24 protein-coding genes, 15 tRNA genes and 2 rRNA genes are annotated in these 26,854 nt (G+C 47.0%); 10 read left to right on the top strand and 31 right to left on the bottom strand.

Annotation, left to right across the window (positions count from 1 at the left end):
- Positions 1–13 precede the first annotated feature (13 nt).
- Both namA and KNP87_RS05115 read right to left on the bottom strand, forming a co-directional pair.
- Positions 14–1,036, bottom strand: a complete 1,023-nt coding sequence (gene namA, locus KNP87_RS05120; RefSeq protein WP_028106865.1) for an NADPH dehydrogenase NamA — start codon at positions 1,034–1,036, stop codon at positions 14–16.
- A gap of 78 nt (positions 1,037–1,114) precedes the next feature.
- Positions 1,115–2,035, bottom strand: coding sequence for an HD domain-containing protein (locus tag KNP87_RS05115; RefSeq protein ID WP_214721050.1), 921 nt, complete (start codon positions 2,033–2,035; stop codon positions 1,115–1,117).
- A 105-nt stretch (positions 2,036–2,140) separates the two neighbouring features.
- On the opposite strand from KNP87_RS05115, the gene KNP87_RS05110 reads away from it, so the two are divergent.
- From KNP87_RS05110 to KNP87_RS05100, 3 genes are all read left to right on the top strand, one after another.
- A complete protein-coding gene (locus KNP87_RS05110) occupies positions 2,141–3,052 on the top strand; it encodes a magnesium transporter CorA family protein (protein ID WP_214721049.1) in 912 nt (303 codons plus the stop codon).
- Positions 3,053–3,121: 69 nt separating this feature from the next.
- Positions 3,122–4,201, top strand: coding sequence for a DNA polymerase IV (gene dinB, locus KNP87_RS05105; RefSeq protein WP_233550604.1), 1,080 nt, complete (start codon positions 3,122–3,124; stop codon positions 4,199–4,201).
- A gap of 57 nt (positions 4,202–4,258) precedes the next feature.
- Complete coding sequence (locus KNP87_RS05100; RefSeq protein WP_026833759.1) at positions 4,259–4,477, top strand: YhzD family protein; 219 nt, start codon at positions 4,259–4,261, stop codon at positions 4,475–4,477.
- 45 nt (positions 4,478–4,522) lie between these two features.
- Here KNP87_RS05100 and KNP87_RS05095 read toward each other — a convergent pair whose 3' ends face one another.
- Together KNP87_RS05095 and KNP87_RS05090 are read right to left on the bottom strand one after the other, a co-directional pair.
- Complete coding sequence (locus KNP87_RS05095; RefSeq protein ID WP_012369586.1) at positions 4,523–4,900, bottom strand: YlbF/YmcA family competence regulator; 378 nt, start codon at positions 4,898–4,900, stop codon at positions 4,523–4,525.
- A 20-nt stretch (positions 4,901–4,920) separates the two neighbouring features.
- Entirely contained in the window at positions 4,921–6,057 is a 1,137-nt protein-coding gene (locus tag KNP87_RS05090; RefSeq protein ID WP_026833760.1) for a DUF445 domain-containing protein, read from the bottom strand.
- 71 nt (positions 6,058–6,128) lie between these two features.
- Here KNP87_RS05090 and KNP87_RS05085 point away from each other — a divergent pair, with 71 nt between their 5' ends.
- From KNP87_RS05085 to KNP87_RS05065, 5 genes are all read left to right on the top strand, one after another.
- Entirely contained in the window at positions 6,129–6,962 is an 834-nt protein-coding gene (locus tag KNP87_RS05085) for a PucR family transcriptional regulator (RefSeq protein ID WP_026833761.1), read from the top strand.
- A 122-nt stretch (positions 6,963–7,084) separates the two neighbouring features.
- Positions 7,085–8,191, top strand: coding sequence for an ABC transporter ATP-binding protein (locus KNP87_RS05080; protein WP_012369583.1), 1,107 nt, complete (start codon positions 7,085–7,087; stop codon positions 8,189–8,191).
- Between the two features lie 160 nt (positions 8,192–8,351).
- Positions 8,352–9,113 carry a transporter substrate-binding domain-containing protein gene (locus tag KNP87_RS05075; protein ID WP_026833762.1) on the top strand — a complete coding sequence of 254 codons (762 nt, stop codon included), beginning with the start codon at positions 8,352–8,354 and terminating at the stop codon, positions 9,111–9,113.
- Complete coding sequence (locus tag KNP87_RS05070) at positions 9,110–9,760, top strand: amino acid ABC transporter permease (RefSeq protein ID WP_014969670.1); 651 nt, start codon at positions 9,110–9,112, stop codon at positions 9,758–9,760. The genes KNP87_RS05075 and KNP87_RS05070 overlap by 4 nt, the downstream gene beginning before the upstream one ends.
- Positions 9,761–9,901: 141 nt before the next feature.
- Positions 9,902–10,090 carry a hypothetical protein gene (locus KNP87_RS05065; RefSeq protein ID WP_014969669.1) on the top strand — a complete coding sequence of 63 codons (189 nt, stop codon included), beginning with the start codon at positions 9,902–9,904 and terminating at the stop codon, positions 10,088–10,090.
- A gap of 79 nt (positions 10,091–10,169) precedes the next feature.
- On the opposite strand, the gene KNP87_RS05060 is transcribed toward KNP87_RS05065, so the two are convergent.
- Positions 10,170–11,066 (bottom strand): aldo/keto reductase, encoded by an 897-nt coding sequence (locus tag KNP87_RS05060; protein ID WP_214721048.1) that lies wholly within the window; start codon positions 11,064–11,066, stop codon positions 10,170–10,172.
- A gap of 158 nt (positions 11,067–11,224) precedes the next feature.
- Positions 11,225–12,961: a phospho-sugar mutase gene (locus KNP87_RS05055; protein ID WP_214721047.1), complete on the bottom strand. Its 1,737-nt coding sequence runs from the start codon at positions 12,959–12,961 to the stop codon at positions 11,225–11,227.
- Between the two features lie 98 nt (positions 12,962–13,059).
- On the opposite strand from KNP87_RS05055, the gene KNP87_RS05050 reads away from it, so the two are divergent.
- Positions 13,060–13,881: a sulfurtransferase gene (locus KNP87_RS05050; RefSeq protein ID WP_119922410.1), complete on the top strand. Its 822-nt coding sequence runs from the start codon at positions 13,060–13,062 to the stop codon at positions 13,879–13,881.
- Positions 13,882–13,915: 34 nt separating this feature from the next.
- On the opposite strand, the gene KNP87_RS05045 is transcribed toward KNP87_RS05050, so the two are convergent.
- From KNP87_RS05045 to KNP87_RS05030, 4 genes are read right to left on the bottom strand one after another with little or no spacing between them, the layout of a single operon-like run.
- Positions 13,916–16,342 carry a glycogen/starch/alpha-glucan phosphorylase gene (locus tag KNP87_RS05045; protein WP_214721046.1) on the bottom strand — a complete coding sequence of 809 codons (2,427 nt, stop codon included), beginning with the start codon at positions 16,340–16,342 and terminating at the stop codon, positions 13,916–13,918.
- A gap of 28 nt (positions 16,343–16,370) precedes the next feature.
- Positions 16,371–17,822: a glycogen synthase GlgA gene (gene glgA / locus KNP87_RS05040; protein WP_026833767.1), complete on the bottom strand. Its 1,452-nt coding sequence runs from the start codon at positions 17,820–17,822 to the stop codon at positions 16,371–16,373.
- 13 nt (positions 17,823–17,835) lie between these two features.
- Positions 17,836–18,936 (bottom strand): glucose-1-phosphate adenylyltransferase subunit GlgD, encoded by a 1,101-nt coding sequence (gene glgD / locus KNP87_RS05035; protein WP_026833768.1) that lies wholly within the window; start codon positions 18,934–18,936, stop codon positions 17,836–17,838.
- 13 nt (positions 18,937–18,949) lie between these two features.
- Positions 18,950–20,110, bottom strand: a complete 1,161-nt coding sequence (locus tag KNP87_RS05030; protein WP_026833769.1) for a glucose-1-phosphate adenylyltransferase — start codon at positions 20,108–20,110, stop codon at positions 18,950–18,952.
- A gap of 217 nt (positions 20,111–20,327) precedes the next feature.
- Between KNP87_RS05030 and KNP87_RS05025 the strand changes: the two genes are divergently transcribed.
- Positions 20,328–22,103 carry a transglycosylase domain-containing protein gene (locus KNP87_RS05025; protein ID WP_214721045.1) on the top strand — a complete coding sequence of 592 codons (1,776 nt, stop codon included), beginning with the start codon at positions 20,328–20,330 and terminating at the stop codon, positions 22,101–22,103.
- 1 nt (position 22,104) lies between these two features.
- Here the strand turns inward: KNP87_RS05025 and KNP87_RS05020 are convergent, their stop codons facing one another.
- The 21 genes from KNP87_RS05020 to KNP87_RS04920 form a co-directional block, all read right to left on the bottom strand.
- A complete protein-coding gene (locus KNP87_RS05020; RefSeq protein ID WP_026833770.1) occupies positions 22,105–22,671 on the bottom strand; it encodes a DUF5366 family protein in 567 nt (188 codons plus the stop codon).
- Between the two features lie 246 nt (positions 22,672–22,917).
- Positions 22,918–23,391, bottom strand: a complete 474-nt coding sequence (gene trmL / locus KNP87_RS05015; RefSeq protein ID WP_026833771.1) for a tRNA (uridine(34)/cytosine(34)/5-carboxymethylaminomethyluridine(34)-2'-O)-methyltransferase TrmL — start codon at positions 23,389–23,391, stop codon at positions 22,918–22,920.
- The gene (locus KNP87_RS05010; protein WP_353049355.1) at positions 23,391–23,876 is read right to left on the bottom strand and encodes a methylated-DNA--[protein]-cysteine S-methyltransferase; all 486 of its coding nucleotides are present in this window, start codon (positions 23,874–23,876) and stop codon (positions 23,391–23,393) included. Before KNP87_RS05010 ends, trmL begins: the two co-directional genes overlap by 1 nt.
- Positions 23,866–25,011, bottom strand: coding sequence for a tRNA epoxyqueuosine(34) reductase QueG (queG, locus tag KNP87_RS05005; RefSeq protein ID WP_214721044.1), 1,146 nt, complete (start codon positions 25,009–25,011; stop codon positions 23,866–23,868). Before queG ends, KNP87_RS05010 begins: the two co-directional genes overlap by 11 nt.
- Before the next feature lie 95 nt (positions 25,012–25,106).
- A tRNA-Gly gene (locus KNP87_RS05000) sits at positions 25,107–25,177 on the bottom strand.
- A gap of 40 nt (positions 25,178–25,217) precedes the next feature.
- A tRNA-Gly gene (locus tag KNP87_RS04995) sits at positions 25,218–25,288 on the bottom strand.
- 4 nt (positions 25,289–25,292) lie between these two features.
- A tRNA-Leu gene (locus KNP87_RS04990) sits at positions 25,293–25,373 on the bottom strand.
- A gap of 35 nt (positions 25,374–25,408) precedes the next feature.
- Positions 25,409–25,482 (bottom strand) — tRNA-Cys (locus KNP87_RS04985).
- Positions 25,483–25,488: 6 nt separating this feature from the next.
- A tRNA-Gly gene (locus KNP87_RS04980) sits at positions 25,489–25,563 on the bottom strand.
- A 7-nt stretch (positions 25,564–25,570) separates the two neighbouring features.
- Positions 25,571–25,642, bottom strand: a tRNA-Gln gene (locus tag KNP87_RS04975).
- A 10-nt stretch (positions 25,643–25,652) separates the two neighbouring features.
- Positions 25,653–25,725: transfer RNA gene (locus tag KNP87_RS04970), tRNA-His, on the bottom strand.
- Between the two features lie 13 nt (positions 25,726–25,738).
- Positions 25,739–25,809: transfer RNA gene (locus tag KNP87_RS04965), tRNA-Trp, on the bottom strand.
- Between the two features lie 4 nt (positions 25,810–25,813).
- Positions 25,814–25,897, bottom strand: a tRNA-Tyr gene (locus KNP87_RS04960).
- Positions 25,898–25,926: 29 nt separating this feature from the next.
- Positions 25,927–26,002: transfer RNA gene (locus tag KNP87_RS04955), tRNA-Phe, on the bottom strand.
- 7 nt (positions 26,003–26,009) lie between these two features.
- Positions 26,010–26,085: transfer RNA gene (locus KNP87_RS04950), tRNA-Asp, on the bottom strand.
- A gap of 8 nt (positions 26,086–26,093) precedes the next feature.
- Positions 26,094–26,167: transfer RNA gene (locus tag KNP87_RS04945), tRNA-Met, on the bottom strand.
- 10 nt (positions 26,168–26,177) lie between these two features.
- Positions 26,178–26,252 (bottom strand) — tRNA-Glu (locus KNP87_RS04940).
- A 21-nt stretch (positions 26,253–26,273) separates the two neighbouring features.
- A tRNA-Ser gene (locus tag KNP87_RS04935) sits at positions 26,274–26,364 on the bottom strand.
- Between the two features lie 27 nt (positions 26,365–26,391).
- Positions 26,392–26,466, bottom strand: a tRNA-Asn gene (locus KNP87_RS04930).
- Between the two features lie 6 nt (positions 26,467–26,472).
- A 5S ribosomal RNA gene (gene rrf, locus KNP87_RS04925) occupies positions 26,473–26,588 on the bottom strand.
- Positions 26,589–26,681: 93 nt separating this feature from the next.
- Positions 26,682–26,854: ribosomal RNA gene (locus KNP87_RS04920) — 23S ribosomal RNA — on the bottom strand; the annotation flags it as partial.

The raw sequence follows: 26,854 nt of genomic DNA, 5'->3' as shown, positions 1-26,854 counted from the left end.
CTGCCGACAGCTGTTAACGAACCGGTGCCCGTTCGTATTGTTTCGGTAAGCTGACCTCGTCCTTCAGTTCCGCTGCCGCATGGTAGACCCAGTACGGTTGCCGCAACAGTTCACGGGCAAGCAAGATGACGTCTGCCCGCTCGCTGCGAATAATCTCTTCGGCAAGCGTCGCTGTCGTAATCAGACCGACCGCACCGGTCTTCATACCGGTTGCCTGTTTAATTTCCGCTGCATACGGAACTTGATAGCCGGGATAAACGTCCGGTACCGCATTCGCGACGACCGCACCTGAACTGCAATCGAGCAGATCAATCTGACGTTTCTGTAACTCTTCTGCTAACGGAATGTAATCCGTTGCCGTCATCCCGCCTTTTGCATGATCTGCCGCTGAAATCCGGACCCACAAGGAAAGAGTGGTCCGCTCCTGAATCGCATCAATGATTTCAAGCAAAAAACGCATCCGGTTTTCCATTGATCCGCCGTATTGGTCTTGGCGTTCATTCGATAACGGAGATAAAAACGTATTGATCAAATAACCGTGCGCACCATGGATTTCAATAAAATCATAGCCCGCTTGTTCGACTCGAAGAGCTGCATCGACGAACTGCTGTTTAATGACATTGATTTCTTCCGTCGTCAGTTCGCGTGGAGACGCATAGGAATCATCAAACTCAATCGCTGATGGTGCGACCGGAGGCGTCGCCGTCGTACTCTTTCGACCGGCATGTGCCAATTGAACGCCCGCTTTCGCTCCTGCTGCCTTGACTTGATCGGCAATCCGTTTTAATCCTTCGATGTGTGCATCCGACCAGACGCCGAGATCGCCGTCTGAAATCCGTCCGTCCGGTGTGACGGCCGTTGCCTCCAAGATGACACCGCCTACGCCGCCGACAGCACGTGACGCGTAATGGGTGACGTGCCAATCTGTCACCATTCCATCTTCTTTTGCACTGTACATACACATCGGTGCCATGATGACACGGTTTCGGAACAACAGGTCTCCGATTTGGACTGCTTCAAATAGCTTGGTTTTCATCTTGCACTCTCCTTACATCGATTTTAGATACTGTTCGTTAGTTTCGTTAACTGATCTCTGTTTTCGTTCATACCTGAATTAAAGTTTCGGGCGATAAAAAGAGCGGTTATCCAAAGCAAAGGAACGTTCCGAGAATTGCCCCGGTTCCACATATTCCAGCAACCGGTCCATCATCGTCATCCGGGCATCCAGATTATCGATCAGGAACAGCACTTCCGCCTCCCGCATTTGTGGTGCGACGGCGGATCCCCATTCCGGACGGCCGTGGTGACTTAACACCAGGTGTTGTAAGACCGTCAATACTTCTGCGTCGATATGCAGCTCTGCTCCAACCTTTTCCAGTTCTGCAACCATTAATGAAATATGTCCCACTAGTTTTCCCGGTAACGTATATTCCGGCGTGACGGGATCCGACAATTCCTTGATTTTCGCGTAGTCATGCAAGACGACACCGGCAATCAACAGATCTCGGTTCAATGTCGGATAAAGACGCGCGATTTGATCCGCAAGCTTCAACATCGACAGGACATGATACGACAATCCTGAGTAAAACGCATGATGATTTTTGACGGCTGCCGGATGGGTGAAGTAAGCATCAAAATCCTTGATGACAAGATGTTTGACGAGTTTTTTCATATCGGAATGATGAATCGACTCAATGAACCCCAATACTTCTGTTTCAATCTGTTCCCGCGGGATCGGCGCAGATTGAATGTATTCTTCGACATTCGTATCCTCAAGCACGGTAATCTGTTTTAATTTCAATTGTGTCCGTCCACGATAATCCATCACTTCCCCGGCTGCATGGACAATGAACTTCGGCGCATATTTAGTAAGATCACTCGTATCCCACATTTTTGTCTCAATTTCGCCTGTCTTATCTGCTAAAATCAATGTCAGATACGGTTTTCCGTTGGCGGCGATTCCTTTTAATGCTTGTTTGATCATGACTCGTTGATCGAGCATCTCTCCCACTGCTAATTGACCGATACCTTTCATTTCACAACACGTCCTTTATAAAAATTCATTTTTCACCGGATAGATCCGCGGATAAATCTGACTACAGTACATACTTTATCATTCTACTATACGGGAGCTCAAAACATGGAATTCAACTCACAATTTACCTGGCATCGTTATCCGTCGATTTCTGCTTATGAACAATACGTCAGTCATCTGGCGGAGATGCCGTCCTTTCAACTGGATTGGCTGAACGAACTTCGGACAAAAGATATGAACTTTACGCGAACTGAACTGGATGTCCTGTACGGTTCAATCGTCACCTGGCAAAATCCGGTCGACCGAAGCGACCGCCGATCCATTTGTTATTACGTTTCAGAGAACGAGTTGATTACGATCGGATTGTCTGAACATATAGTTTCCTTAATCGAACCGTTTAAAACGTCAACCCCGTTCGAAGCCTTTTATGCCATTTTAGCCTTACAGATGAACAACTATTTTACCGGCATTGATAATTTTGAAACCGAACTGTTTTCAAGACAAGACGAACTCCGCGGAAGCATCAATGAAAATTCGCTAGACAGTATTTTCGGTTTACGGGATACGATTGAAAATTGGTCGGACTTGATCGTTCCGTTTCAGGAACTGATTTTGGCAGGTCCGGAAGCCTTTATCCGGCAAACGGATTATGAAGAGGTCCTGCCCTTTCGTCTGGCTGAAAAACGGGTTGCCCGTCTGTTGATGTTGATTGAGCATTATCAAAAAGATATCGAGGTCCTGCTCGATTTATCAACGACCGTTTCAAACTTCAGAGGAAATGAAATCATGAAGGCGCTAACGATTTTCACGGCTGTCGCCACGCCGATGATGGCCCTTGGCGCCATTTGGGGAATGAACTTCAAGGATATGCCGGAACTGGATTGGAAGTACGGGTACGCCGCCTCGCTTTCTTTAATCTTCCTGACTACAGGCGGTATTTTCTACTGGATGAAACGTCGTGGTTGGTTGGGGGCACTCGTCCGGATGCCGGAAAAAAAACAAAAGCGAAAAAAATAGATATCAGAACATAAGTTCGATATACTTATTTTACTTGAACTGGATTCTAAAATGAAGGAGGAAACCTTGATGGGACGGAAAATCATTCATGTGGATATGGACGCCTTCTACGCTTCAGTGGAACAACGCGACCGTCCACACTTAAAAGGAGTGCCTGTCATCGTTGGAGGACCTCCTCATGCCCGTGGTGTCGTCGCTACATGTTCCTATGAGGCGCGGAAGTACGGGATTCATAGTGCGATGCCTTCACGTCGTGCGTTTCAGCTGTGTCCACGTGCTGTTTTCCTGCGTCCCCGTTTTGAAGTGTACCGTGCTGTCAGTGCTCAGATCATGGAATTGTTTCTTGAAGTCACACCGCTCGTCGAACCGCTGTCGTTGGATGAAGCGTATCTCGATGTGACAGAAAATCACCTGAATCTCACCAGTGCAACGCATATCGCGCAATACATCCTGTCTGAAATCACACGGCGAACCGGTTTGACCGCTTCCGCCGGTGTCTCGAACTCAAAACTTGTCGCCAAAATTGCATCCGGTCATCAAAAACCAAGCGGCCTGACCGTCCTTCCGCCAGACGCTGTTCTGCCGTTTTTATCCGGATTAAAGATCGGTGATTTACACGGAGTTGGCAAGGTGACGGAACAAACACTTCGAAAACACGGATTTGAAACGATCTCGGATATCCAACAAGCGCCGCTTACAGAGTTGCGCGGGTTGCTCGGTCGGGATCGGGGAACGGAGTTATATGCGATGGCGCACGGAGAGGACGAGCGCTTGGTTCGCCCACACCGTGAACGAAAATCAATCGGGTCTGAGAGCACCTTCGAAGAAGATACGGAAGACATCGACACCATTTTCGAAACACTAAAACGGGAAGCTCTTTCCGTCGTCAAGACGCTTAATCAAAAGGAATTGGTCTGTCGAACCGTCACACTCAAATGGAAAACAGAAGATTTTCAATCCCGCTCGAAACGTTACACATTTTTGGAAGAAACGGCTGACGAAGAAACATTGCTCCGGATCACGACCAAGCTGTTTAATGAAATTGAATTTTCAGGCCCGATTCGGTTAATCGGCATGAGCGTCAGCCATCTTGAATCCCCCTCCCCCTCCAAACAATTGACATGGCAGGATATTGATTCTTACTTGTAAAATGAACGACTATTCATTACACTTGTATTAGTGAAATACGACAAGGGGGAACCAGCCATGCTTTATACGATTACCGCATTTTCGGATCGGGGAGAAACCTTATTAGATGATACGTTTGACGCTCCGTCGGATTCCGAGGCGCGTCAAGAAGGCATCCGTCGCTTGAAAGAAGCAGACTTGGAGCACCGTGGGGCACGGGTGACACGCGCCGGACAGTTGATTCATTTTGAGCGGGCCTATCTCCCCCGTCTTGTTCCGTCAAAAAATACACCGTAAGAAAAAGCCTCGGTCAGGTAGACCGAGGCTTTTGAATCGATTCGTTTATTGAACGTCGTCTTGATTTTGCTCCATCATCGGTGCATAGAGTTCTTCAAGCGGCTTCATGATGATTTGTGTCACTTCCGTCAACATCGTGTGCATACGTTGTTCTTCCTGCATCAGTTGACCAATCAATGGATTGTTTTGGACTTCTAACATTTTTGCTTGCGCAGATGCCATATCTTCAGGTGTGATTTCTTCACCTTGCATTTGTTTTTGTTGTAACTCCAATTGAACATTTCGGAATGAAGCAAATAGTTCATTTGACATCGGATCCGCGTTGACTTGAGCATAGAGATCTTTTAATGTCGTGTACTCCGATGTTTCGCGGAGTGCACGCTCGAGTGTGTACGCGTGGTCGTATAAGTTTGTTTCAGACATGTTTGAACCCTCCAATTTTGTTAAACGATAAGAAGTATCGCTTGTATCATCCCAATTAAACCACCTAACAGCCCTCCAAGCCAAGTGATAGCCCGGAATTCTCTTCTGGAAATCGACAAGACGATTTCTTCAAGATACGCGGTATCCAGCAGTCCGACTTCTTCCCGGACAATCGTCTCGAGATCGAGTGTCGCCATGATTCGTTCCACCTGTTCCACCATTCGATCGACTAATCGTTTGGCGAGCAGCGGGACCATTTCTTGTGTGATGCGCACCTCAAGCGGCTTCAATATTTCGTGTAGTGGCGTATCGAACATGTTCGTCAGCGGAATACGAGCCAAGATTTCTGCCTTCACCCGCGTGACGAGTTGTTGTTCGGTCTCTGTATCGAGAAGCGAGTCGACCGGGCGCGACAGGAGCAGATTGATCTCTTGTTCAACCATATCGCTGATGAATCGGCGTGTAGACTCTCCTTGTAATACCCGTTTGAGTTCGGGTTGAATCATCTCAACGATATTGATATTGGCGAGCAGCATTCCGAACATCCCGCCGCCTAACTTCCCTTGAATAAAACCGGCGACTGTTTCTTCAAGCTTCATCTTCCCGTCAGGACTCTCAAAATACCGTTCGGTCTGTTGGAGTAACGCATCGACGACTTTAGGGATGGACTCATTGATTTTTGTTGTTCCTGTCTCTCCAATGACTTCAGACAAGCTCGTTGTTTTGATGTTCGTTACCAGTGCCGACAGTTCTTGATCGATCCGTTCTTCGATTTTCTGATGCAACTGTTCTTCCGGATGTTTGACGAATCGTTCCGCCACTTCACGAATCGTCCGGGTGGACCGTGTCCATTTTTGTACTTCCTGTTGCAGCATCTGAATGATGGCATCGTACACGACAGGTTGCTGGAGACGTTTGCTGATGCCTTCTGGTGTCAGTAAATGTTTGACGACTGTCCGCCCAAGGTTCGCGGCCAACTCGTCCCGGCGCTTTGGAATCAATCCCGGTGTGAATGGAATCCGGTACTTTCCGATGTATTTCGCTTCAAGCGGTCGAAACAGCATCCGAATCGCAAGATGATTGGTAACTGCCCCAATCATTGCTCCAATGATGATCATTCCAATTGCTTTGATGACTAAATCGACTTCGACTGGCATAGATCTCGTTCCTTCCGATTTTAGTATTGTGGTAAAGTCTTAATAGGACTTTTTTTAAGGAGGCGCCTCGTATGTTACAACAATTAACCGTCTTGTTTAAAGATCATCTCTCGACTGACCCTGCTGTTTACTCTACCGATAAGTATACCGTATATCAGTTGACCGATGGACTTCGTTTCGGGATCGAAAATACGATTCTTACTGCCCGTGAAGTGGACTTGCTCGACTTGCTGGCCGAACGGGTCGTCACATCCACTTCCGATGATACTGTTTCATGGCGGCGTCGACTGGAACAGACGCACAGTGAAGAAGCCGAACCGTTTCGAATGGTTCACTTCTTATTTGAACAGCTCGATGCCCGGACAGGAGAAGATTTACAACAACTGCTCCGTTCCTTTTTCCACGCACCGAGTGCCGTCATCCCGCTGACGGCCAATCGCTTCGTCGTCATCGAACGGGAAGAATTCGTCTCGGAGAACGATTTACATGACTTCTTCACCGCTTTGCAATCTGATTTTTTAACAGATGGAAAAGTCTTGATTGGTCAACAACGGAAATCAGGTGATCTTGCCGTTCAGTTTCGATTGGAACAAGCCGCCTTACGGGAAACCCCTTTGTTGCACATCGAGCGGTTTCTTCCCGCATTAACGCGGTTGACGTTATTATCGACGGACATACGCCAGGAACTGATTGAACGGTTTATCACTCCTCTTGAATATGAGTCGCGTGAAACGATTGATGCCTTTTGCCGCGCCAACTTAAATGTCTCATTGACGGCAAAACATCTCTTTTTACATCGAAACAGTCTTCAGTACCGACTGGACCGGCTGACAGAACAAACCGAAATCGACATCCGGTCGTTTGAAGGGGCAAGTTTTTTGTACACCCTTTTACGCGTAGCATAGTGAACAAATGATAACGGTTACATTCAGTCATGTTGTCCATATGTTTTTTGCTTCGTTTCTCCTATACTAATTCTTGTAAGCGTTATTTTAATCGACTACTTAATTTACAGGGGGATGTACACATGGCAGATATTCGTCTTGAGCATATTGATAAAGTTTATTCTGGAACAGCAAAAGCGGTTGATGACTTCAACCTTCATATTAAAGATAAAGAATTCATCGTCTTCGTTGGACCATCAGGTTGCGGTAAATCAACGACGCTTCGAATGATTGCCGGTCTCGAAGAAATCTCAGGCGGAGATTTCGTCATCGACGGCAAACGAATGAATGATGTGGCACCAAAAGACCGTGATATCGCCATGGTTTTCCAAAACTATGCTCTTTATCCACATATGAACGTCTTCGACAACATGGCTTTCGGATTAAAGCTTCGTAAATTCCCGAAAGACGAAATCAAGCAACGTGTAGACAATGCTGCCCGTATTCTTGGTCTTGAAGAATACTTGGAGCGTAAACCAAAAGCCCTCTCTGGTGGACAACGCCAACGTGTTGCCATCGGTCGTGCCATCGTCCGTGATGCAAAAGTCTTCTTGATGGATGAGCCGCTCTCGAACTTGGATGCTAAACTCCGTGTTCAAATGCGTAAGGAAATCATCCAGTTGCACAAACGTCTCGAAACGACGACGATTTACGTAACGCACGATCAGACGGAAGCAATGACTCTCGCGACTCGAATCGTCATCATGAAAGCTGGTCTGATCCAACAAGTCGGTACACCAAAAGAAGTCTATGACCACCCGGACAACATGTTCGTTGCTGGTTTCATCGGTTCTCCATCGATGAACTTCCTGACAGGAAAACTCGCGGAAGACGGTCTCTTCCATGTCACAGGCACAGAAGAGAAATTTGAAGTGCCTGAAGGCAAAATGAAAGTACTCCGCGAACGTGGATACACAAGCAAGGATCTTGTCCTCGGTATTCGTCCGGAAGATATTCACGCCGAGTTGATCTACCAAGACACGAAAACAGCCCACCGCTTCCCGGCGCATATCGAAGTTTCTGAGCTTATGGGAGCCGAGTCTTACCTCTACTCGAAAGTCGGCAACCAAGCCTTCACGGCACGTGTTGATTCACGTTCACACGTCGAGATGGGTTCAGATTTGGATCTGTTCTTCGATATGACAAAAGCACATTTCTTTGATGCGGCAACAGAAGCAACAATTCGTTAATTTTCAGGATTCAGTGAGCGTAGTCAGGCTGTCCATTCATGGGCAGTCTTTTTTATTGACAGACGTTCCTGTAACTTTGTATGATACTGCTTGTAGTCTTAAATTAATCCTATTCGAAAACTAGGAATTGAAATCATTTATTATTAAAGGAGAGAGCGCTATGAAACACGGACTAAAGCTAGCAGTAGCAGCACTATCAACAGCGGGGGTGTTAGCGGCGTGCGGCGCTTCTAACGAAGAAGCAAGCAAAGATGAAAAAATCGTGACAGTTGGGACGGAAGCAACGTACCCACCATTTACGTATAAAGAAAAAGGAAAACTTACTGGTTATGACATCGAAGTCATGGACGAAGTTGCAAAACGTGCCGGCTACAAAGTCGAGTACAAAGCGATGGACTTCAAAGGATTGATCCCGGCACTCGATTCAAAACGAATCGATGTCATCGCGAACCAAATGGGCATCACAGACGAGCGGAAAGAAAAATACGCGTTCTCTGATGCATACACGGTTTCCGGTTCAACAATCATCGTCAATAACAAAACAGACGATATCAAAACACTTGAGGACTTGAAAGGCAAAACGGTTGGTTCGACACAAGGATCACTTTATGCCAAAACAGCTGAAGAAGCAGGCGCAAAAGTGAAGTACTACAAAGGCGCAAACCAAGTCTTAAAAGATCTTGAAGCAGGTCGTGTCGACGCTGCGATGAACGACCGTCTGTTTGTTTTGACAGAACTTAAAAAAGCCGGTTATAAAGTGAAAGCTGTCGGTGAGACGTTTGATAAAAACGAATCAGGTCTGATGATGGCGAAGAACAGCAAATATACTGAAGACTTCAACAAGGCACTCGCAGAGATGCAAGAAGACGGCACACTCGCAGATCTTGGGAAAAAATACTTTAACGAGGACATCAGTAAATGATGGAATTGTTTACAATCGTCCGTGATAATGCGGACGTTTACGGAAAGGCGATTGGCACTACACTTCTTGCAAGTGGATTTGCCATCGTCTTTGCGCTTTTTCTTGGTTTGATTCTTGCGGTCATGCGGGATAGCCGTTTCGCCGTCTTAAGCGGCTTCGCACGATTGTACGTCTCCTTTTTCCGAGGAACACCTTTGTTGCTGCAAATCTTGATTTTGTATAATGGTCTGGTCGTTCTTCAACTGACCGGTTTCCAAGCGCTGGCTTTTGGTCTATCGCTTCACTTTTCGGCCTATATCTCGGAATCGTTCCGTGCCGCCATCTCCTCTGTCGATCGTGGACAATGGGAAGCAGCGGATTCACTTGGTATTCCACGCCGGAAGACATTTAAGGATGTCATTCTTCCGCAGGCTTTGTCGCGGGCGATTCCGCCTCTTTCGAACTCGGTCATCGATATCATTAAATCGACGTCCCTCGGAACGATTGTAGCCGTCGAAGAACTGACGTATGTATCCGACCAAATCTCGGCAACGACCTATCTTGTCATGCCGTTGTTGCTGTTCTCAGCTGCGATTTATTGGATCATGTCCACGTTGATTCAAGGGGTTCAGCACCGACTCGAAGCTCGATTCAGTATTCCAGAATAAAAGTAAGGCACTTGGGAGCGCGACACATTCCAAGTGTTTTTTTTAATCTTTTTAAGGTTTAATACTAGTCATCCCGGGAATAATCAAGTATACTAATAAAAATCAGAATTATCTGATAACTTTAAAAGGAGCGTGGCCGAGATGAAACAAGTAATTGAAGCTTTCCGTAGACAAGATGCAGAGCAGCGGATTCCAGTGCTACGCCTCGAAATCGATTATGAGCTCAGTACGCTCTTCGATGCTATCCAAGTCAGTGATCAAGCAGCTGTTGTCGCCAGTAAAGAACGTTTAGATAAATATCGTCAGGAAATGCTTCGTCTCGAAGCATAACCCTATAGATACTCCCATCTCAACTCCCCCTTGAGATGGGACTTTTTTTTGCACAAAAAAATAGCCCGAAGGCTATTTTTTAATCAACGTCCCGTCCGCGGGAAGCTTTTAAGATTTCAAACCATTGTTCACGCGACAGTTCAAGACGTGTCGCCCGGACAGCAGATTCAATCCGTTCAATTTTTCCTGAACCGACGATTGGCATGATGCGCGCCGGATGTTTGAGCAACCAGGCATAGGCTACTTCGTCAATCTCTTCCGCTCCGATGTCACGTCCAATCTCCTCGAGTTTTTCACGAAGCGGCGCATATTGTTCTTCGTTGAATAATCGTCCTCCGGCAAGCGGACTCCATGCCATGAGCGGCATTTCATTTTCGTGGCATAAATCAACCGAACCGTCTTCAAAATGTTTCAGTTCGGCGACAGACAGCTCAAGCTGGTTCGTGACGAGCATAAACGGCAGTCGTGATTGAATCAAACTTTGTTGAGCCGGTGTATGGTTCGACAATCCAAACGTCCGCACTTTTCCAGATTCTTTTAATTCGACGAATGCTTCGGCGATTTCGTTTGGATCCATTAATGGATCGGGACGGTGAATCAGTAACGTATCGATGTAATCGACACCGAGTTCTTTTAATGAACGGGTCGCCTGTTCAATGATATGTTCTTTTGTCGTGTCATAAAATGAAAGCTTTTGATCCGAGAAATGGTTTCCTTTCATTTTGATCCCGGTTTTTGTGACGATTTCCATCCGTTCACGTAATTCAGGTTTCAGTGCCAACGCTTCACCAAACAGTCCTTCATTCGTATAATCACCATAAATATCGGCATGGTCAAATGTCGTAATTCCTAATGCTAAACATTGTTCAATTAATTCGAGTCGTTCTTGTGCCGTCATGTTCCATTCATTCAGACGCCATAGTCCATGAATGACTCTCGAAAATGAAAGTTCTTCCGTTAATTGTATCCGTTCCATGTATACTCATCTCCCTATCTTTCAATCATACTTCACCGTTCACTTTACATGAATTTGATAACGGTTGCACGAGTTACGCCCTTCTCCGACAAATAGACAAAAAAACTGGCAGAGACGGATTGTCTCTTTGCCAGTTTTCGTGTTCGCGGTTTACCTGATTATTGAATTTGCTCGACTTCCTGCATCACTTCATCTTCAATCAACTGACGTTTGCGTGTTGTCTCTGCAGCGTCCGGTGATGTCACACTGAAATAGAATTTGATTTTTGGTTCAGTCCCTGATGGGCGAAGGCAGAACCACGAACCGTCTTCTAACGTAAATTTCAAGACGTTTGATTTCGGTAGATTGATGGGTGATGGTTGATGTTGGATCAAATCATGCGAGATGCTGGCATCATAATCTTCAAATAAGACGACCTTTTCACCTGCCACTTGTTTAGGCGGATGCTCCCGGAACGTATCCATGATGCGTCCGATTTGTGCAACACCGTCTTTACCTTTCAGCGTCAACGAGCGAAGTGACTCTTCGAAGTAGCCGAACTGCTCATAGATGGCTTGTAACGCCTCATACAGCGTTCGTCCTTCCTTCTTGTGATACGCTGTCATCTCAGCAGCCAGCAAGCATGCTTGGACGGCATCCTTGTCACGGCAGAAGTCCCCAATCAAGTAACCGTAACTTTCTTCATAACCAAACAGATATTCATATTCCCCGGATTCATTGTATTGTTTGATTTTTTCACCGATGAATTTAAAGCCGGTTAATGTGTTTTCAACGTGTAAGTCGTAATGTCTTGCAATCAATGCTCCAAGTTCCGATGTGACAATCGTTTTCGCTACAAAACCATTTTTCGGCAATGTCCCTTGAGCCGATTTTTGTGACAAGATGTAATCAAGCAGTAACGCACCTGTCTGGTTTCCTGTGAGGACGACCCATTCTCCGTCCGCATCACGTGTCGCAACACCAACACGGTCGGCATCCGGATCCGTCGCAAGTAACACATCCGCATCGACACGATTTCCGTACTCGATTGCCAACTTAAAGGCCGCATGCTCTTCCGGGTTCGGAGAAGAAACTGTCGGGAACGCACCATCCGGCTTCGCTTGTTCTTCGACGACCGTTACATGCTCAAAACCATAATTCTTTAATCCTACCGTTACTGGTACAAGACCTGTCCCGTGAAGCGGAGTAAAGACGATTTTTAACGGGTCCGCCAACTCGTCTTGAATCGTCGGTAAAACACGAATCGTTTTGAGTTGTTCTTGGTACGCGTCATCGAGTTGTTCTCCGACACGAACGATCAAGCCGTTCGCCCGCAAGACTTCTTCAGCTTCAAGTTCGATTGAAAGTTCATCTTCAACTTGATCGACGTACGACACGAGATCATCCGCTTCTTTCGGCGGCAACTGTCCACCATCATTCCCGTAGACTTTATAGCCGTTATATTCTGGTGGATTGTGGCTCGCCGTAATGACGATGCCGCCTGCTGCACGGAGTTCACGCACGGCAAATGACAGTTCCGGTGTTGGACGGAGTCCGTCGAACAAGTACGCTTTAATCCCGTTACTCGCAAGTGTCTTAGCCGCTTCTAAGGCAAACTCAGGTGAGTAGTGCCGTGAGTCATGGGCGATGACGATGCCTTGGGCGACCGCTTCTGCCCCTTCAGCTTTGATGAAATCGGCAAACCCTTGTGAGGCTTTACGAACGGTATAGACGTTCATCCGGTTTGTTCCGACGCCGATTTCTCCTCGCATTCCGCCTGTTCCGAATTCTAATTCTTTGTAGAAGGCTTCTTCTGCTGCTTTTTCATCTTCTGCGAGTGCGACCAATTCTTCTTTGAGTTCTGTTTCCAGACCCGAGAATTGATTCCATTTTTGATACGTTTCTTTCCATGACATACGCTGTCCACTCCTTCAAATTTGTTTAAACGAAAATTTCTTGCGACTTGCGGGAACGTCTCACCTTTCATATGATTACTTTAGAAAGGGTCAAGGTGATGTTTATGTTTCCAACCATTCAAATGACAGACTTACAGCAACTTGTTCATACGGATCAGATCCGCTGGTTTGATTGCCGTTATGATCTGCAAGATCCGGATTACGGTCGTGACGCTTTTAAAACGAGTCATGTGCAACGGGCACAATATCTAGACTTAGCGCGGGATTTATCGGGACCACGGTCTGAAACAGGAGGACGTCATCCGTTGCCGTCTAAAAAGCAATGGATTCAGACACTCGAATCACTTGGCGTCCATCGCGACGATTTCATCGTCTTGTACGATGACGGTTTCCCGTATGCCGCCCGCGCCTGGTGGTTATTCAAGTGGGCTGGTCATGAACGTGTGGTCGTCCTTGAAGGCGGACTATCGTCTTATCTTGCCTTTGATTACCCGATGAGCACGGAGACGACGACGTTTGACCAATCGACATATCAAGCTGATTTTCAGGATGAGATGCTTGTTCAGTTCGAAGAGGTGAAAAACCGCCCGCCGGAAACCCGGCTCGTCGACTCACGGTCCCCGGATCGATTCCGTGGTCAGAATGAAACGATCGATGCGATTGCCGGACACATTCCAGGTGCCGTGAACTGCTTCTTTGGAGAAGCGATTTCACCGGACCGACGATTAAAAGACGCGGAAGATCTCAAAGAGCTGTATGCTGATCTGCTCGATGCCGATTCTCCGATCTTGTATTGCGGTAGCGGCGTCACGGCGTGTGTCAATGTGTTAGCCCTGCATGCCCTCGGAAAAACCGATGTTCGTTTATACGCCGGGTCATACAGCGACTGGATCAGTCAAACGGATGAAGTGACACAATAAGCCAGACGAAAGTCCGATCTTGATCGGACTTTTTTTAGATTTGAACCGGTTTGATGTTCCAGATGGCGTTGGCATATTCCTTGATTGTCCGGTCACTGGAGAAGACACCGGATTTCCCGATGTTCATGATGACCATCTTGTACCATTTTTCCGGATCTTGATAAGCCCGGCCAATTCGTTCTTGTGCTTGTTGGTAAGACAAAAAGTCTTTGAGGATTAAATATTCATCATTGTATGTCAACAATGAATCATAGATTGCCTGAAATTCACCTGTCGGGAAGATTGATCCGTCTACAAGCCCATCAATCACACGACGGAGTTCAGGTTGCGCGCTGTATTGGTCGTAAGCACTGTATCCTCCGTACTTCTTATAGTTCATGACTTCTTGCGGAGTCAGTCCGAAGATGAAGATGTTGGCATCTTCGACCTCATCCCGAATCTCGATGTTGGCACCGTCGAGCGTCCCGACGGTCAAGGCACCGTTCATCATGAATTTCATGTTTCCGGTTCCGGAAGCTTCGTAACTTGCCGTTGAAATCTGCTCACTGACATCACTTGCCGGGAAGATTTTTTCAGCGAGTGAGACACGGTAGTTCTCAAGGAACACGACTTTCATGTACGGACTGACCTCCGGATCCGAATTAATCAGTTTGGCAAGGGCATTGATATAGCGAATGACTTCCTTGGCATAGTGATAACCCGGAGCGGCCTTCGCCCCGAAAATGAATGTCCGTGGCGTCATCTGGAATGATTTATCCTCTTTCAGACGGTAGTACAGAGAATGAATGTGAAGCGCGTTAAGTAACTGTCGTTTGTACGCATGCAGCCGTTTGACTTGGACATCAAAAATCGAATGTGGATCAACGACGATTCCCGTCTCGGTTTCAATCAATTCAGCCAATTCCTTTTTACTCGCTAATTTGATCGACCGGATGTCTTGCTGAAGCGTGACATCATCCGCAAACTTCGTCAGCTTTTGTAAATCGGACGGATGATTGATCCAACTGTCCCCGATGGCTTCTGTCACGCGATCCGCAAGCTGTGGATTCGATAACAGGAACCAACGGCGGTGCGTGATTCCGTTCGTTTTATTATTAAAACGTAACGGGAACATCTCATAAAACAGCCGCATCTCGCGCTGCTTCAGGATTTCCGTATGAATTTGGGCAACTCCGTTCGTCGAATGCGTCCCGACGACCGCCAAGTTTGCCATATTGATCATGCCGTCAGCAATGATTGCGATGTCCCGCATATTCGGTTCCAGATGCGGATAATTATCGAGCACATCCTTGCAGAACCGGCGATTGATTTCTTCAATAATGAGATAAATCCGTGGCAACAAATCGCGGAACAAATCGACCGGCCAGCGTTCTAACGCTTCCGACAACAACGTGTGGTTCGTAAACGACATGACGCTTTTCGTAATCCGCCACGATTCTTCCCACGAATATTCCTCTTCATCAATCAAAATTCGCATTAATTCAGGAATTGCCACGACAGGATGCGTATCGTTGATATGAATCGCAATTTGATTCCCCAAATGTTTTAACGACGTATTACGTTTTTTATGTGATAACAAAATACTCCGTAATCCGGCTGAGACGAAGAAATATTGCTGTTTCAGACGCAAGACCTTACCTTCGTATGTCGTATCGTCCGGATACAAGAATTCAGAAATCGTCTGAATCGCTTGTTTATGGATCAGCAAGTCTTTGTAGTTGCCCCGGTGTTGGTTTAACAATTCATCGTCGTCGTACGGCGATTCAGCGCTCCAGAGACGCAGGTTATTCACGATCCCGTTCTGATACCCGACGATCGGCATATCATAAGGGACCGCACGAACGATTTCTGCCGGTTCATGATGGACGCGATACTTGCCGCCTTCGACTTCTTCCAACCAGACATGTCCACCGAATGGAATGTCGACCGCTTTGTCGGAACGTCGAATTTCCCACATGTTTCCGTTCTTCAACCAGTTATCCGGCAGCTCGACTTGATATCCATCGATGATTTTTTGTTTGAATAATCCGTACTGATAACGAATGCCGTTACCATGTCCCGGTAATCCAAGTGCTGCAAGGGAATCAAGGAAACACGCGGCCAGTCGACCGAGTCCGCCGTTTCCAAGACCCGGTTCCGGTTCTTCTTCGGTCAAATCCGCCAAGTCATAGCCAAGCTCCGCAAGCCCGCTTCGAACATCCTCCAGGACATTCAGGCTTAACAAGTTGTTGTACAGAAAACGCCCGAGTAAAAATTCCAGTGAAAAGTAATAGACTTGCTTACTTTTCTTATGGATGTAGGTTTCCTTTGTCCGCATCCAGTCCGTTGTGACATATTCCCGCACCATGTAAGCGAGTGTCTGATAGACATCATTTTCAGTCGCATCTTCCAATGCCTTACCATGCATCGAAATAAACCGTTCATTAAACCTCTTCTTGAACTTCTCTTTGTCTTTGAACATTCCAAAACCCCATTTCCCGTAATCCCAATCAGTCAGCAGACGGTGCGATTAAACGATAGAGCGCCAAATATTCATCAGCGGATCGAATCCAGCTAAAGTCTTCTTGCATTGCTGTTTCAACCAGATGCTTAAATACCGGTTTATCATGATACGTCTCAATCGTACGTTGGATCGCATCAAGAAACTCTTGCGCATTATAATTCGAGAACGAGAAGCCATTTCCCTCTAATGTGAACTGATTAAATGGTTGGACTGTATCACGCAGACCACCGGTTTCACGAACCACAGGCAACGAACCGTATTTCATCGAAATCAATTGACTGAGACCACATGGTTCAAAGCGGGACGGCATGAGGAACGCGTCACTGCCGGCATAAATCCGTTGCGCCAGACCAACATCAAAACCGATATACGATGCCACCTTATCCGGACGGATCGTCGATGCGTGTTGGAATAATCCTTCATACTCAGCCTCTCCTGAGCCAAGAATGATGAACTGTGCATCCAGTTCAAACAGATCCGGCAGGATGTGGGCGAGTAAATCAATTCCCTTTTGATCGACTAGACGTGAAACGAATCCGAATAACGGAACGTCCGGATTAACCGGTAACCCAAGTTCTTTTTGCAACGCTTCTTTGTTCGTTGCTTTTCCTGCTTCAACCGTCTTCACATCGTAGTTTTCCACTAAATGTTCATCCGTATCCGGACTAAACTGACGGTAGTCGATTCCGTTCAATATTCCGCGAACGTCGACTGCCCGGTGCTGTAAGACCGGCTCTAATGTTTCACCGTAATATGGATCCATGATTTCATCACGGTATGACGGACTGACCGTCGTGATTTGATTGGCGTGGACGAGACCCGCCTTCATGTAATTGACAAGGCCGTTATGTGCGAGACCTTCTGCCGTAAAGTGTTCGTGGCTGAGACCTAGAAGATCGCCGAGGACCTCTTCCGGGAACACTCCTTGGTATTGCAGGTTATGAATCGTAAAGACCGTCTTGATTTCTTGATAACGGTTGAGATGTTGGTAATGAATCCGTAAGAACGCCGGTAAGACACCTGTCTGCCAATCGTGACAATGAATGACGTCAGGTACTTCTTCCGCATCCACACGTTGGATCATCTCAAGCACTGCCCGTGAGAAGTAGGCAAACCGTTCAGCATCATCGTAATGACCATAAATCACACCATCACGTTTAAAATAATATTCGTTATCGATAAAATAGAACGTTACACCGTCCTGCTTTAATCGTAAAACGGCTCCAAACTGTTGCCGCCAACCGACCGGGACGATGAAATCAAATAAAAATTCCATTTCCGACTTGTACTGTTCTTTAATTTGACCGTAATTCGGTAAAATGACCGAAACTTCCGCACCCTCTTCAGCAAGCGCTAAAGGGAGCGAGCCGACGACGTCAGCTAGCCCCCCTGTCTTGATGAATGGTGTCGCTTCTGTGGCAGCAAACCATACCTTCATGATGACATCCCCTTTAAACGATTGTTTGTTTTTTGATGACAATCGGCTCTTCGGCTGTTCCACGGATGACTTGTCCGCGTTTAACCGTTACCTCTTTGTCAAGGATCGCGTATTCAACGACAGCGCCTTCTTCGATCACTGATTTTTGCATGATGATCGAGTTTTTGACACGAGCATGTTTTCCGACTTTGACACCACGGAAGAGGATACTGTCCGTCGCTGTTCCCTCAAGTTTACAACCGTTCGCAACAAGTGAGTTCTTGATCGTTGATCCCGGCAAGTAACGTGTCGGCGGTTCGTGCTTGATTTTCGTATAGACGTGTTGGAAATCATTGATTGCGCCCCACTGTTCCAGCAACAGCATGCTTTCGCGGTAATACGAGCGTAAGGAATGGATGACCTGTGACGTCCCTGTATATTCATAACCGTGAACGTGCAGACGGTTCAGCTGCGAGCGGATAATGCTTTGCAACAAGTCATACTCGCCGCGCCCGATCGCTTCGTCGACGAGACGGACAAACAGGTTTTTCGAAAGGACGACCGTTTCCATGTAGAACGTTTCATCAGACGGTTCATAACCACGTGAACCGATTGCCGTCACACGGTTTTGTTCGCTGAAGCGAATCGGACGGCAGTAGTTGCATGGCAGCTCACGTTTTGTATAAACGACTGTGATGTCCGCATTCGATGCCTTATGTTCACGCAACACGTCACGATAGTCCACTGCAGATAAAATGTTTGAGCCCGAAATCACGACATAGTTTTCTTTACTCCGTAAGAAGAAATCACGGTGCAAATGGAAATTCGATAAGTCGCCGCGGAACTCATGTGCATCTTGAGACAACGCCGGGGGGAAGATATAGAGTCCGCCGTTCGAACGGTCTAAATCCCACTCCTTACCAGATCCAAGGTGATCCATCATCGCACGGTATTTTTCGAGCGTAAAGACGCCGATATTCGCAATCTCGTTCTGAACCATGTTCGTCAACGTGAAATCGATTAATCGATATCGTCCTGCAAACGGTACGGCAGCCAAGTTACGGTGTTCTGTCAATTCCTTAAAGAACCCTTCTTCGCCGCTGAGATTGATAACCCCTAGTAAATCTGCTTTCATCGGTACTTCCCCCTTATTGAATCGCTTCTTTGACGACTTCATTTTTCTGGATGATACTGTTTGCCTCAATGACGAACACTTCGCCGTTTGGTGTTCCGATTGTCGCACCATCTTCTACGACCACACCATCCGCGAGAATCGCGCGATGAATCGTGACGTCTTTTCCGATTTTCACGTTCGGGAAAATGACGGAATCTTTTACGAGTGAGCCTTCTGCGACATCAACGCCATAAAATAAGACCGAGTGGTTGATTTCCCCTTCGATGTGGCAGCCTTCATTGATGATCGATGTCTCGATTGCCGCATTATTGCCGATGTATTGTGGTTGTTGATTTGGGTTTACTGAGTGAACTTTCCATGACGGTTCATACAAGTCAAACTCCGGATCGGCTGCGAGCAAGTCCATGTTTGCTTCCCAAAGTGACTGGATTGTTCCGACGTCTTTCCAGTATCCCTTGAATTTATAAGCGCGAATGTTCAGATTCTCAAACAGCATGTTCGGAATGATGTTTTTACCAAAGTCAAAGCTCGACTCGGCATCGCCTGCATCTTGAATCAAGTGGCGTTTCAAAACATCCCAGTTAAAGACATAGATCCCCATCGAAGCTAAATTTGATTTCGGATTTTCCGGTTTTTCTTCAAACTCGTTGATTCGAAGATCGTCATCTGTATTCAGGATTCCGAAGCGCGGTGCTTCTTCCCAAGGGACTTCACGAACGGAAATCGTCACATCCGCTCCTCCTTGACGATGTTCTTCGATCATTTTTTCGTAGTCCATTTTATAAATGTGATCCCCTGATAACACGAGCACATAGTCTGGATCGTATTGGTTGATGTAACTCATATTGCGGTAAATGGCATTTGCTGTCCCCTCGTACCAGTTCTTGCCGTTTTGTGCTTGATACGGTGGTAAGATTGTCAATCCACCATTGCGTCGGTCGAGGTCCCATGCACTTCCGATTCCGAGGTAACGGTTAAGCTCCAGTGGTTCGTACTGTGTCAAAACCCCTACTGTATCGATTCCTGAGTTCGTACAGTTTGATAACGGGAAATCAATGATCCGGTATTTCCCTCCAAACGCGACCGCCGGTTTTGCAGTGTGTTTCGTAAGTGCTCCTAGACGTTTTCCTTCTCCGCCAGCAAGCAACATCGCGACGACATTCTTTTTAGCCATTTCGTCCCCTCCAGTTTATGCTCTTTTTTTCAATAATCATTTGTTCCAACTTTTATACAGGTATTTATACAGATACTCTTATATACCCACCTTTTCTCTTTTTAATATAACATTCCTGCAAAATAGATTTATTAAAATACAAATTTCTAAAAAATTATACTGTTTTCGTCAAAAAAGACCGATAATAAGGATGAAATGCCCTTTGAAAGGAGTTTACATGAGAATTACGACAGGATATTTTTTATTATTTGCGTTGGCTTTTGGTTTAGTGCTAACACTTTTTTCAGTTCGTGACCAATTGGATGTCGCAAAAGAATTATTCACATGGGCCGATCAACAGACGACTGAACGTCCGCTTGCCTCTTACCAACCGATTACTGTCGCCTATCAGGATGAACGTGTGGAGTTATACGACGGGTTACGCCGAAATGATTTAACGTCGAACGCGCTTCCGGCTAAGGTCGAAAAGACCTTCGTTGCAATCGAGGACCGCCGGTTTTATCAGCATGACGGCTATGACATCACGGGAATTTTACGTGCCTTCACAGAAAATCAATCTGGAGACAGCAAAGGTCAGGGCGGCAGTACGATCACGCAACAATTAGCCCGGATGACATATCTCTCAACCGAAAAAACCTATACTAGAAAAATAAAAGAGATTTTAATTTCGATTTCTTTGGAACAAAAATACTCAAAAAAAGAACTCTTGACCGCTTATGTCAATCAAGCCTATTTTGCCAACAACATTTATGGCATCGAACTGGCTGCGACGTCTTATCTCGGGAAACCGGCCAAGGATTTGAACTGGGCGGAAGTCAGTTATTTAGCAGCGATTCCAAACAATCCCTCACTCTATGATCCGTTACGTTTTCCGAAAAATACGGCTAAACGACAACAACGGATCTTGAAAGAGTTACGAAATATTCGGGAAATTCCGAAAAAAACATCTGTTAAACCGGTGCAAGTTGCTTTTAAAAAGCCGGTCATCCGTTATCCGGATTATATCGACGCAAGTGTCGCTGAAGCCATTCGCCAAACGGCTGCTTTAAAAAACGTGAGCCCGATCGAGGCTAAACAATACTTACACCAACATGGCGCTGTCATTCAGACGTACTTGGATCCCGTTGAACAGGCACGGGCCAAACAGTCGATTCAAAGTCTACCGACACCAATCGAAGGGGCTTACGTCGGAATTGACGGAAAATCACGAGGTGTCACGGCACTCGTCGGCAACAAATCGACGTTACCCGGTCAACTCAATCGGGCCGTCCAGTCCTACCGGCAACCCGGTTCGACGCTAAAACCTCTCCTTGTGTACGGACCGTATCTCGAAAAAACAAAAAAGACGTTAACGAGCCGTCTTGACGGAAGTCCGGTTTGTTTCGACGGATATTGTCCACAAAACAGCAGTAACCGGATACTCGGAGATGTCACGATTGCCGATGCCATCGCCTATTCTTACAATACGCCGGCTTTGCGTGCTTTTGCCGTTTCCTTCAACGAAGGGCTCAAAGCAATCCGACCATTTCGCTTCAGCCAGTGGACGGATGAGGACAACTCGTACAACAGCGCACTCGGTGGCTTAAAATATGGCGTCAGCCCTCTCGAATTGACGAATGCCTACACGACGTTCGTCAACGACGGGTTATACAGCCCTTCTTCCATGATTCGCACGATCACGACAGATGAAGGAACACTGTACCGGCATACACTTGAAGCAGACCGCATCTGGTCCAAACGGACAAACCAGCTGCTGCGTAAAGGACTGACAAACGTCATGACCTATGGAACCGGCCGTCAGGGGTATGATACACGCCCGGCTTACATCGGTGGAAAGACCGGTACGACTAACGACAACAAAGATATGTGGTTCGTCGGTATCAAAGATCAACACGTCGGGGGTATTTGGCTCGGTGCGGATATTCCGCGTGCTTTCCCGACTGAAGCCAACACAACGTTGCAAGTGAAAACATGGGCTGCGATCCTTCCCTGATTCACTTAGGGAACAAAACGGCTTCCCCAAGTGAATTGAATAAACTTAAACCAACCCAGGAAAGACCGGCTAACAACAAGCCCCAAGCTAAAAAGAGAAACACTATTAAACCGATTGCACCGGCTGAGGTCGTCATCTTACTGATTTGAAAAACGTAAAAGAAGAAATAGATGACAAATGAGCCGGTCAAGACGAGACAGACGAGTGGAAATGACGTCATGAAGGCAAAACTGATACATCCTCCGATCAATAACAAAATGCTTCCGGGACGTAACATGCTTAAAGTCGTCCCTACCTGCTCTTTGATGAAAAAAGCAAAACCAAGTTGATTGATCGTATCAGAAATCAACTTGAGTGAACTGAAAATCATGAAATAAACAATTAAAAAGCCGAGCCAGACAAGCAGTTTCGTATTTCGGGCACTGAGTATCTGTAACAGCTCATCGTACACTCCGACATCATTTAACCACGCCAGGGCAAGCTCTGACGTCGCGATTGCAAGTGAAGTGCTGAATAACAGGATGCTGATGAGCGGGGCATAACTTAATAAGTAAACGTTCGTGCGCATTTCAGGTCTCCATTCATAGAAATTTCATATGTAGCACACAATTACAGGAGCAAGTATACTATAATAGATTATATCGGTTATTGAGACTAAAGGGGGAAGCAAAAATGGCATTTATTTTAATGGTAGGCGTTAGTCTCGCTTTCTTGACAGCGATTTTCACAGCAGGCTACAACAAAAAACCTGAAGGTAACGAATAACAAAAAGCCTTGTCCCTACAACTTCTTGGGACAAGGCTTTTTTTATTTATTAAAGCAAATTGGCGTACCCTTGCTGACGCAACGCTTCATAAACGATGATGGCTGCTGTATTGGAGACGTTCAGTGAACGAACAAGGTTCGACTGAGGAAGACGGATACAACGCTCCAGATTCTCATCGATGACGTTTAAAGGTAATCCTTTCGTTTCTCGTCCGAACACAAAAAAGTAATCTTCTTCAACATTCGACAGATCAATTTGACTCGGATACTTTTCGCCGTACTTCGTAATGTAATAAAACGTCCCGTCCGGATGTTTACTCCATAACTCTTCTAACGAATCATGATACCGCACATCGACGAACTCCCAATAGTCCAGTCCCGCCCGTTTTAATTGTTTATCGTCCGTCGAAAATCCCAGTGGACGAATCAAATGAAGAACGGAGTGTGTCGCTGCACACGTTCTCGAAATATTTCCTGTGTTTTGTGGAATTTCTGGTTGGTACATCACTACATGAATAGCCATTAACTGTTCTCTCCTAACTCATGCGCAAGTAGCGCTTCTTTATGGGCGATGCCGCTAGCAAAACCTGTCATCTTGCCTGTTGCCCCGATGATCCGGTGGCATGGATAAATCAACGCGATCGGATTACGATTTAAGGCTCCGCCGACCGCACGGGCTGCCTTCTCCGAGCCGATCATCCGTGCGAGTTGCCCGTAACTTGCCGTCTGTCCAAACGGAATCGTTCGTAAAGCGGTCAGGACACGCCGTTGAAAATCGGTCACCTGTAGCCGGCAAGGAATACCATCCAATGCTTCGGGGTGCCCTTTTTCATATGATCCCAGTGCAACGGCAAGGAATTCCGGTAAAGCTGCTTCGAAATAAGCGTCTTGCTGCAGATATTGTCTAAGACGTGTCATATCGTGTCCGAAGTCGAGATAAACGACCGTCTCGTCTTCCCAGGCGACAACGAGTTCGCCAAAGGTACCGCTGACTTTTTTATACGGCACGTTCCGTCCTCCATTCACTCAATAGTCGTTCGCCCTCGATCTGGACGTCGGTTGCAGAATCAACGAGCAAACGTGCTTCGATGTAGTCTTTTTCCTCTTGTCCTGCAATCCGTCCGATTGCCCAAATCGCCAGCGCACGCATGTCTTCCCGTTGATCTGTTTCCGCCATCACACGTAATGCCTCCAGCGCCGTCCGGTCCTGATAATGAACGAGTGCACAGACCGCGTTACGCTGAATTGGTTTTTTCCCGCGCCATGCTCCGGACAACGAACCGAATCGTGTCTTGAATTCACGGTTACTGAGCGAAAGCAGTGGAATCAACAAGGGTTTGACCTGTTCCGGATCCGGTTGCAGCTCACTGTGTTGTGTGGCATGTTTTTTTCGATTGTAAGGACAAACCTGCTGACAGGTGTCACAGCCATATAATCGATTTCCGAGGGCATAGCGGAAGTCTTCCGGAATCAGTGTCTTCGTCTGTGTAATGAACGAGATGCATCGTTTCGCATCGATGACGCCCGGTTCGACAAGAGCATCTGTCGGACAGGCATCGAGACATTTGTTACATGAACCGCACAACTCTTCGACCGGTTCGTCCGGAGGCAGGTATTGATCTGTAATCAATTCTCCTAAATAAAGATAAGAACCATGCTCCTCACTGATGATGGAACAGTTTTTCCCGCTGAATCCGATTCCGGCCCGTTCTGCGACCGCGCGATCGACCAATTCTCCCGTATCGACCATCGAACGTGTTTGGGCACCCGGACACAACACCTGAATTTTTTCCTCCAGTAATGTAAGTCGTTGCTTCAACGCTTGATGATAATCCAGTCCCCAAGAAGAGCGTCCAAAAATCCCGCGGCGTTCCCCTTCTCTGCCACGCGGAGCATCCTTGAGCTTGCTTGGATAAGCGACGGCGATTGCGATGATCGAGACGGCATCATCCAGTAACAGCGTAGGTGTCGTCCGTCGTTCAAGATCAGGCTCTTCGAATCCGGAAGCATATCCTTTTTCTTGTTGCTGAACGAGACGCTGTTTCATCACCAAAAAGGGATCAGCCGTCGTGATGCGGCATTCATCGATTCCAATCTCTTTGGCATACCTCTGCAATTCTTGTTTCAACAATTCGCCCTGCATCGTATCTCTCCTTTCGCTAGTTCGCTCGTTTATCTCCATGCTAAACAAAAAGAGCAATGTGTCAATTAAAAACGACACGTTGCTCTTTTCAGGTAAGCGGGTGAAGAGAATCGAACTCTCATCATCAGCTTGGAAGGCTGAGGTTTTACCACTAAACTACACCCGCATAATCAGGTAATTATTGAATGAGATCGTACAAAGGTAAAAGCGGGTGAAGGGAATCGAACCCTCATCATCAGCTTGGAAGGCTGAGGTTTTACCACTAAACTACACCCGCAAGATACCGGTGGTCGGAATCGAACCGACACTCCAAAGGAACACGATTTTGAGTCGTGCGCGTCTACCAGTTCCGCCACACCGGCACAATCTCTTGCAAAACTATTCAATTAAGAATTATTGGAGGCGCCAGTCAGAATCGAACTGACGATAGAGGAGTTGCAGTCCTCTGCCTTACCACTTGGCTATGGCGCCACTCATTGGAGCGGAAGACGGGATTCGAACCCGCGACCCCGACCTTGGCAAGGTCGTATTCTACCACTGAACTACTTCCGCACAAAAGCTGGGCTGGAAGGGATCGAACCTTCGCATGCTGGAATCAAAATCCAGTGCCTTACCACTTGGCCACAGCCCAATAATAAAAGGGCGACTGATGGGAATTGAACCCACGAATGCCGGAATCACAATCCGGTGCGTTAACCACTTCGCCACAATCGCCATAATAATAAAACAGGGGCAGCAGGAATCGAACCCGCGCTGACGGTTTTGGAGACCGTAGTTCTACCGCTAAACTATGCCCCTAAAGTGGTGGGGGGGGGCGGATTCGAACCGCCGAACCCGAGGGAGCGGATTTACAGTCCGCCGCGTTTAGCCACTTCGCTACCCCCCCACAATGGGAAAATCAGTTAAAAAATCATATGGTGGCTTTGGACGGAATCGAACCGCCGACACGAGGATTTTCAGTCCTCTGCTCTACCGACTGAGCTACAAAGCCTTAACAATGGCGGTCCTGACGGGATTCGAACCCGCGATCTCCTGCGTGACAGGCAGGCATGTTAACCGCTACACCACAGGACCGTATGTAATTGCGGGGGCCGGATTTGAACCGACGACCTTTGGGTTATGAGCCCAACGAGCTACCAGACTGCTCCACCCCGCGCTAATAAAAATGGTGACCCGTACGGGAATCGAACCCGTGATACCGCCGTGAAAGGGCGGTGTCTTAACCGCTTGACCAACGGGCCATTATAAAGTGAAAAATGTTATGGCGGAGAGCAAGGGATTCGAACCCTTGAGACGCTTATGACGCCTACACGATTTCCAATCGTGCTCCTTCGGCCACTCGGACAGCTCTCCATTGCATGTGGTGAAGAAGTAATATAATGGCTCCGCAAGTAGGATTTGAACCTACGACCTACCGGTTAACAGCCGGTTGCTCTACCACTGAGCTATTGCGGAACGATCGCCTGGCAGCGTCCTATCCTCACAGGGGGAAGCCCCCAACTACTTTCGGCGTTCAAGTGCTTAACTTCCGTGTTCGGCATGGGAACGGGTGTGACCACTTGGCTATCGCCACCAGACATCTATTATCTTAACATTATGTTTCCATAACGTCAAGACCTTTTTTGAAAAGCTCGCGCCCTCAAAACTGAAGTCATCAACAATGCATCTGCTAGAACAAGGCCTCGACCGATTAGTATCACTCAGCTCCGCATGTCGCCATGCTTCCACCCGTGACCTATCTACCTCATCGTCTCTGAGGGGTCTTTCTTGATTACTCAAAGGGAAATCTCATCTTGGAGGGGGCTTCATGCTTAGATGCTTTCAGCATTTATCCCGTCCGCAC

It is taken from the genome of Exiguobacterium sp. s192 (assembly GCF_018618795.1).
Classification (GTDB): Bacteria; Bacillota; Bacilli; order Exiguobacteriales; family Exiguobacteriaceae; genus Exiguobacterium_A; species Exiguobacterium_A undae.
Note: the sequence above shows the minus strand (reverse complement) of the source record. Positions and strands in the feature narration are given on the sequence as shown.

Bases quoted from the DNA above. Each gene is read 5' to 3' on its own strand.
- glgD (WP_026833768.1), bottom strand. From the start codon at position 18,936: ATGAAAGCAGATTTACTAGGGGTTATCAATCTCAGCGGCGAAGAAGGG.
- KNP87_RS05085 (WP_026833761.1), top strand. From the start codon at position 6,129: ATGTTACAACAATTAACCGTCTTGTTTAAAGATCATCTCTCGACTGAC.
- KNP87_RS05055 (WP_214721047.1), bottom strand. From the start codon at position 12,961: ATGTCATGGAAAGAAACGTATCAAAAATGGAATCAATTCTCGGGTCTG.
- KNP87_RS05050 (WP_119922410.1), top strand. From the start codon at position 13,060: ATGTTTATGTTTCCAACCATTCAAATGACAGACTTACAGCAACTTGTT.
- KNP87_RS05045 (WP_214721046.1), bottom strand. From the start codon at position 16,342: ATGTTCAAAGACAAAGAGAAGTTCAAGAAGAGGTTTAATGAACGGTTT.
- KNP87_RS05115 (WP_214721050.1), bottom strand. From the start codon at position 2,035: ATGAAAGGTATCGGTCAATTAGCAGTGGGAGAGATGCTCGATCAACGA.
- KNP87_RS05030 (WP_026833769.1), bottom strand. From the start codon at position 20,110: ATGGCTAAAAAGAATGTCGTCGCGATGTTGCTTGCTGGCGGAGAAGGA.
- KNP87_RS05025 (WP_214721045.1), top strand. From the start codon at position 20,328: ATGAGAATTACGACAGGATATTTTTTATTATTTGCGTTGGCTTTTGGT.
- KNP87_RS05060 (WP_214721048.1), bottom strand. From the start codon at position 11,066: ATGGAACGGATACAATTAACGGAAGAACTTTCATTTTCGAGAGTCATT.
- KNP87_RS05070 (WP_014969670.1), top strand. From the start codon at position 9,110: ATGATGGAATTGTTTACAATCGTCCGTGATAATGCGGACGTTTACGGA.
- KNP87_RS05090 (WP_026833760.1), bottom strand. From the start codon at position 6,057: ATGCCAGTCGAAGTCGATTTAGTCATCAAAGCAATTGGAATGATCATC.
- KNP87_RS05110 (WP_214721049.1), top strand. From the start codon at position 2,141: ATGGAATTCAACTCACAATTTACCTGGCATCGTTATCCGTCGATTTCT.
- glgA (WP_026833767.1), bottom strand. From the start codon at position 17,822: ATGAAGGTATGGTTTGCTGCCACAGAAGCGACACCATTCATCAAGACA.
- queG (WP_214721044.1), bottom strand. From the start codon at position 25,011: ATGCAGGGCGAATTGTTGAAACAAGAATTGCAGAGGTATGCCAAAGAG.
- namA (WP_028106865.1), bottom strand. From the start codon at position 1,036: ATGAAAACCAAGCTATTTGAAGCAGTCCAAATCGGAGACCTGTTGTTC.
- KNP87_RS05080 (WP_012369583.1), top strand. From the start codon at position 7,085: ATGGCAGATATTCGTCTTGAGCATATTGATAAAGTTTATTCTGGAACA.
- KNP87_RS05020 (WP_026833770.1), bottom strand. From the start codon at position 22,671: ATGCGCACGAACGTTTACTTATTAAGTTATGCCCCGCTCATCAGCATC.
- KNP87_RS05065 (WP_014969669.1), top strand. From the start codon at position 9,902: ATGAAACAAGTAATTGAAGCTTTCCGTAGACAAGATGCAGAGCAGCGG.
- KNP87_RS05075 (WP_026833762.1), top strand. From the start codon at position 8,352: ATGAAACACGGACTAAAGCTAGCAGTAGCAGCACTATCAACAGCGGGG.
- KNP87_RS05100 (WP_026833759.1), top strand. From the start codon at position 4,259: ATGCTTTATACGATTACCGCATTTTCGGATCGGGGAGAAACCTTATTA.
- trmL (WP_026833771.1), bottom strand. From the start codon at position 23,391: ATGGCTATTCATGTAGTGATGTACCAACCAGAAATTCCACAAAACACA.
- KNP87_RS05095 (WP_012369586.1), bottom strand. From the start codon at position 4,900: ATGTCTGAAACAAACTTATACGACCACGCGTACACACTCGAGCGTGCA.
- dinB (WP_233550604.1), top strand. From the start codon at position 3,122: ATGGGACGGAAAATCATTCATGTGGATATGGACGCCTTCTACGCTTCA.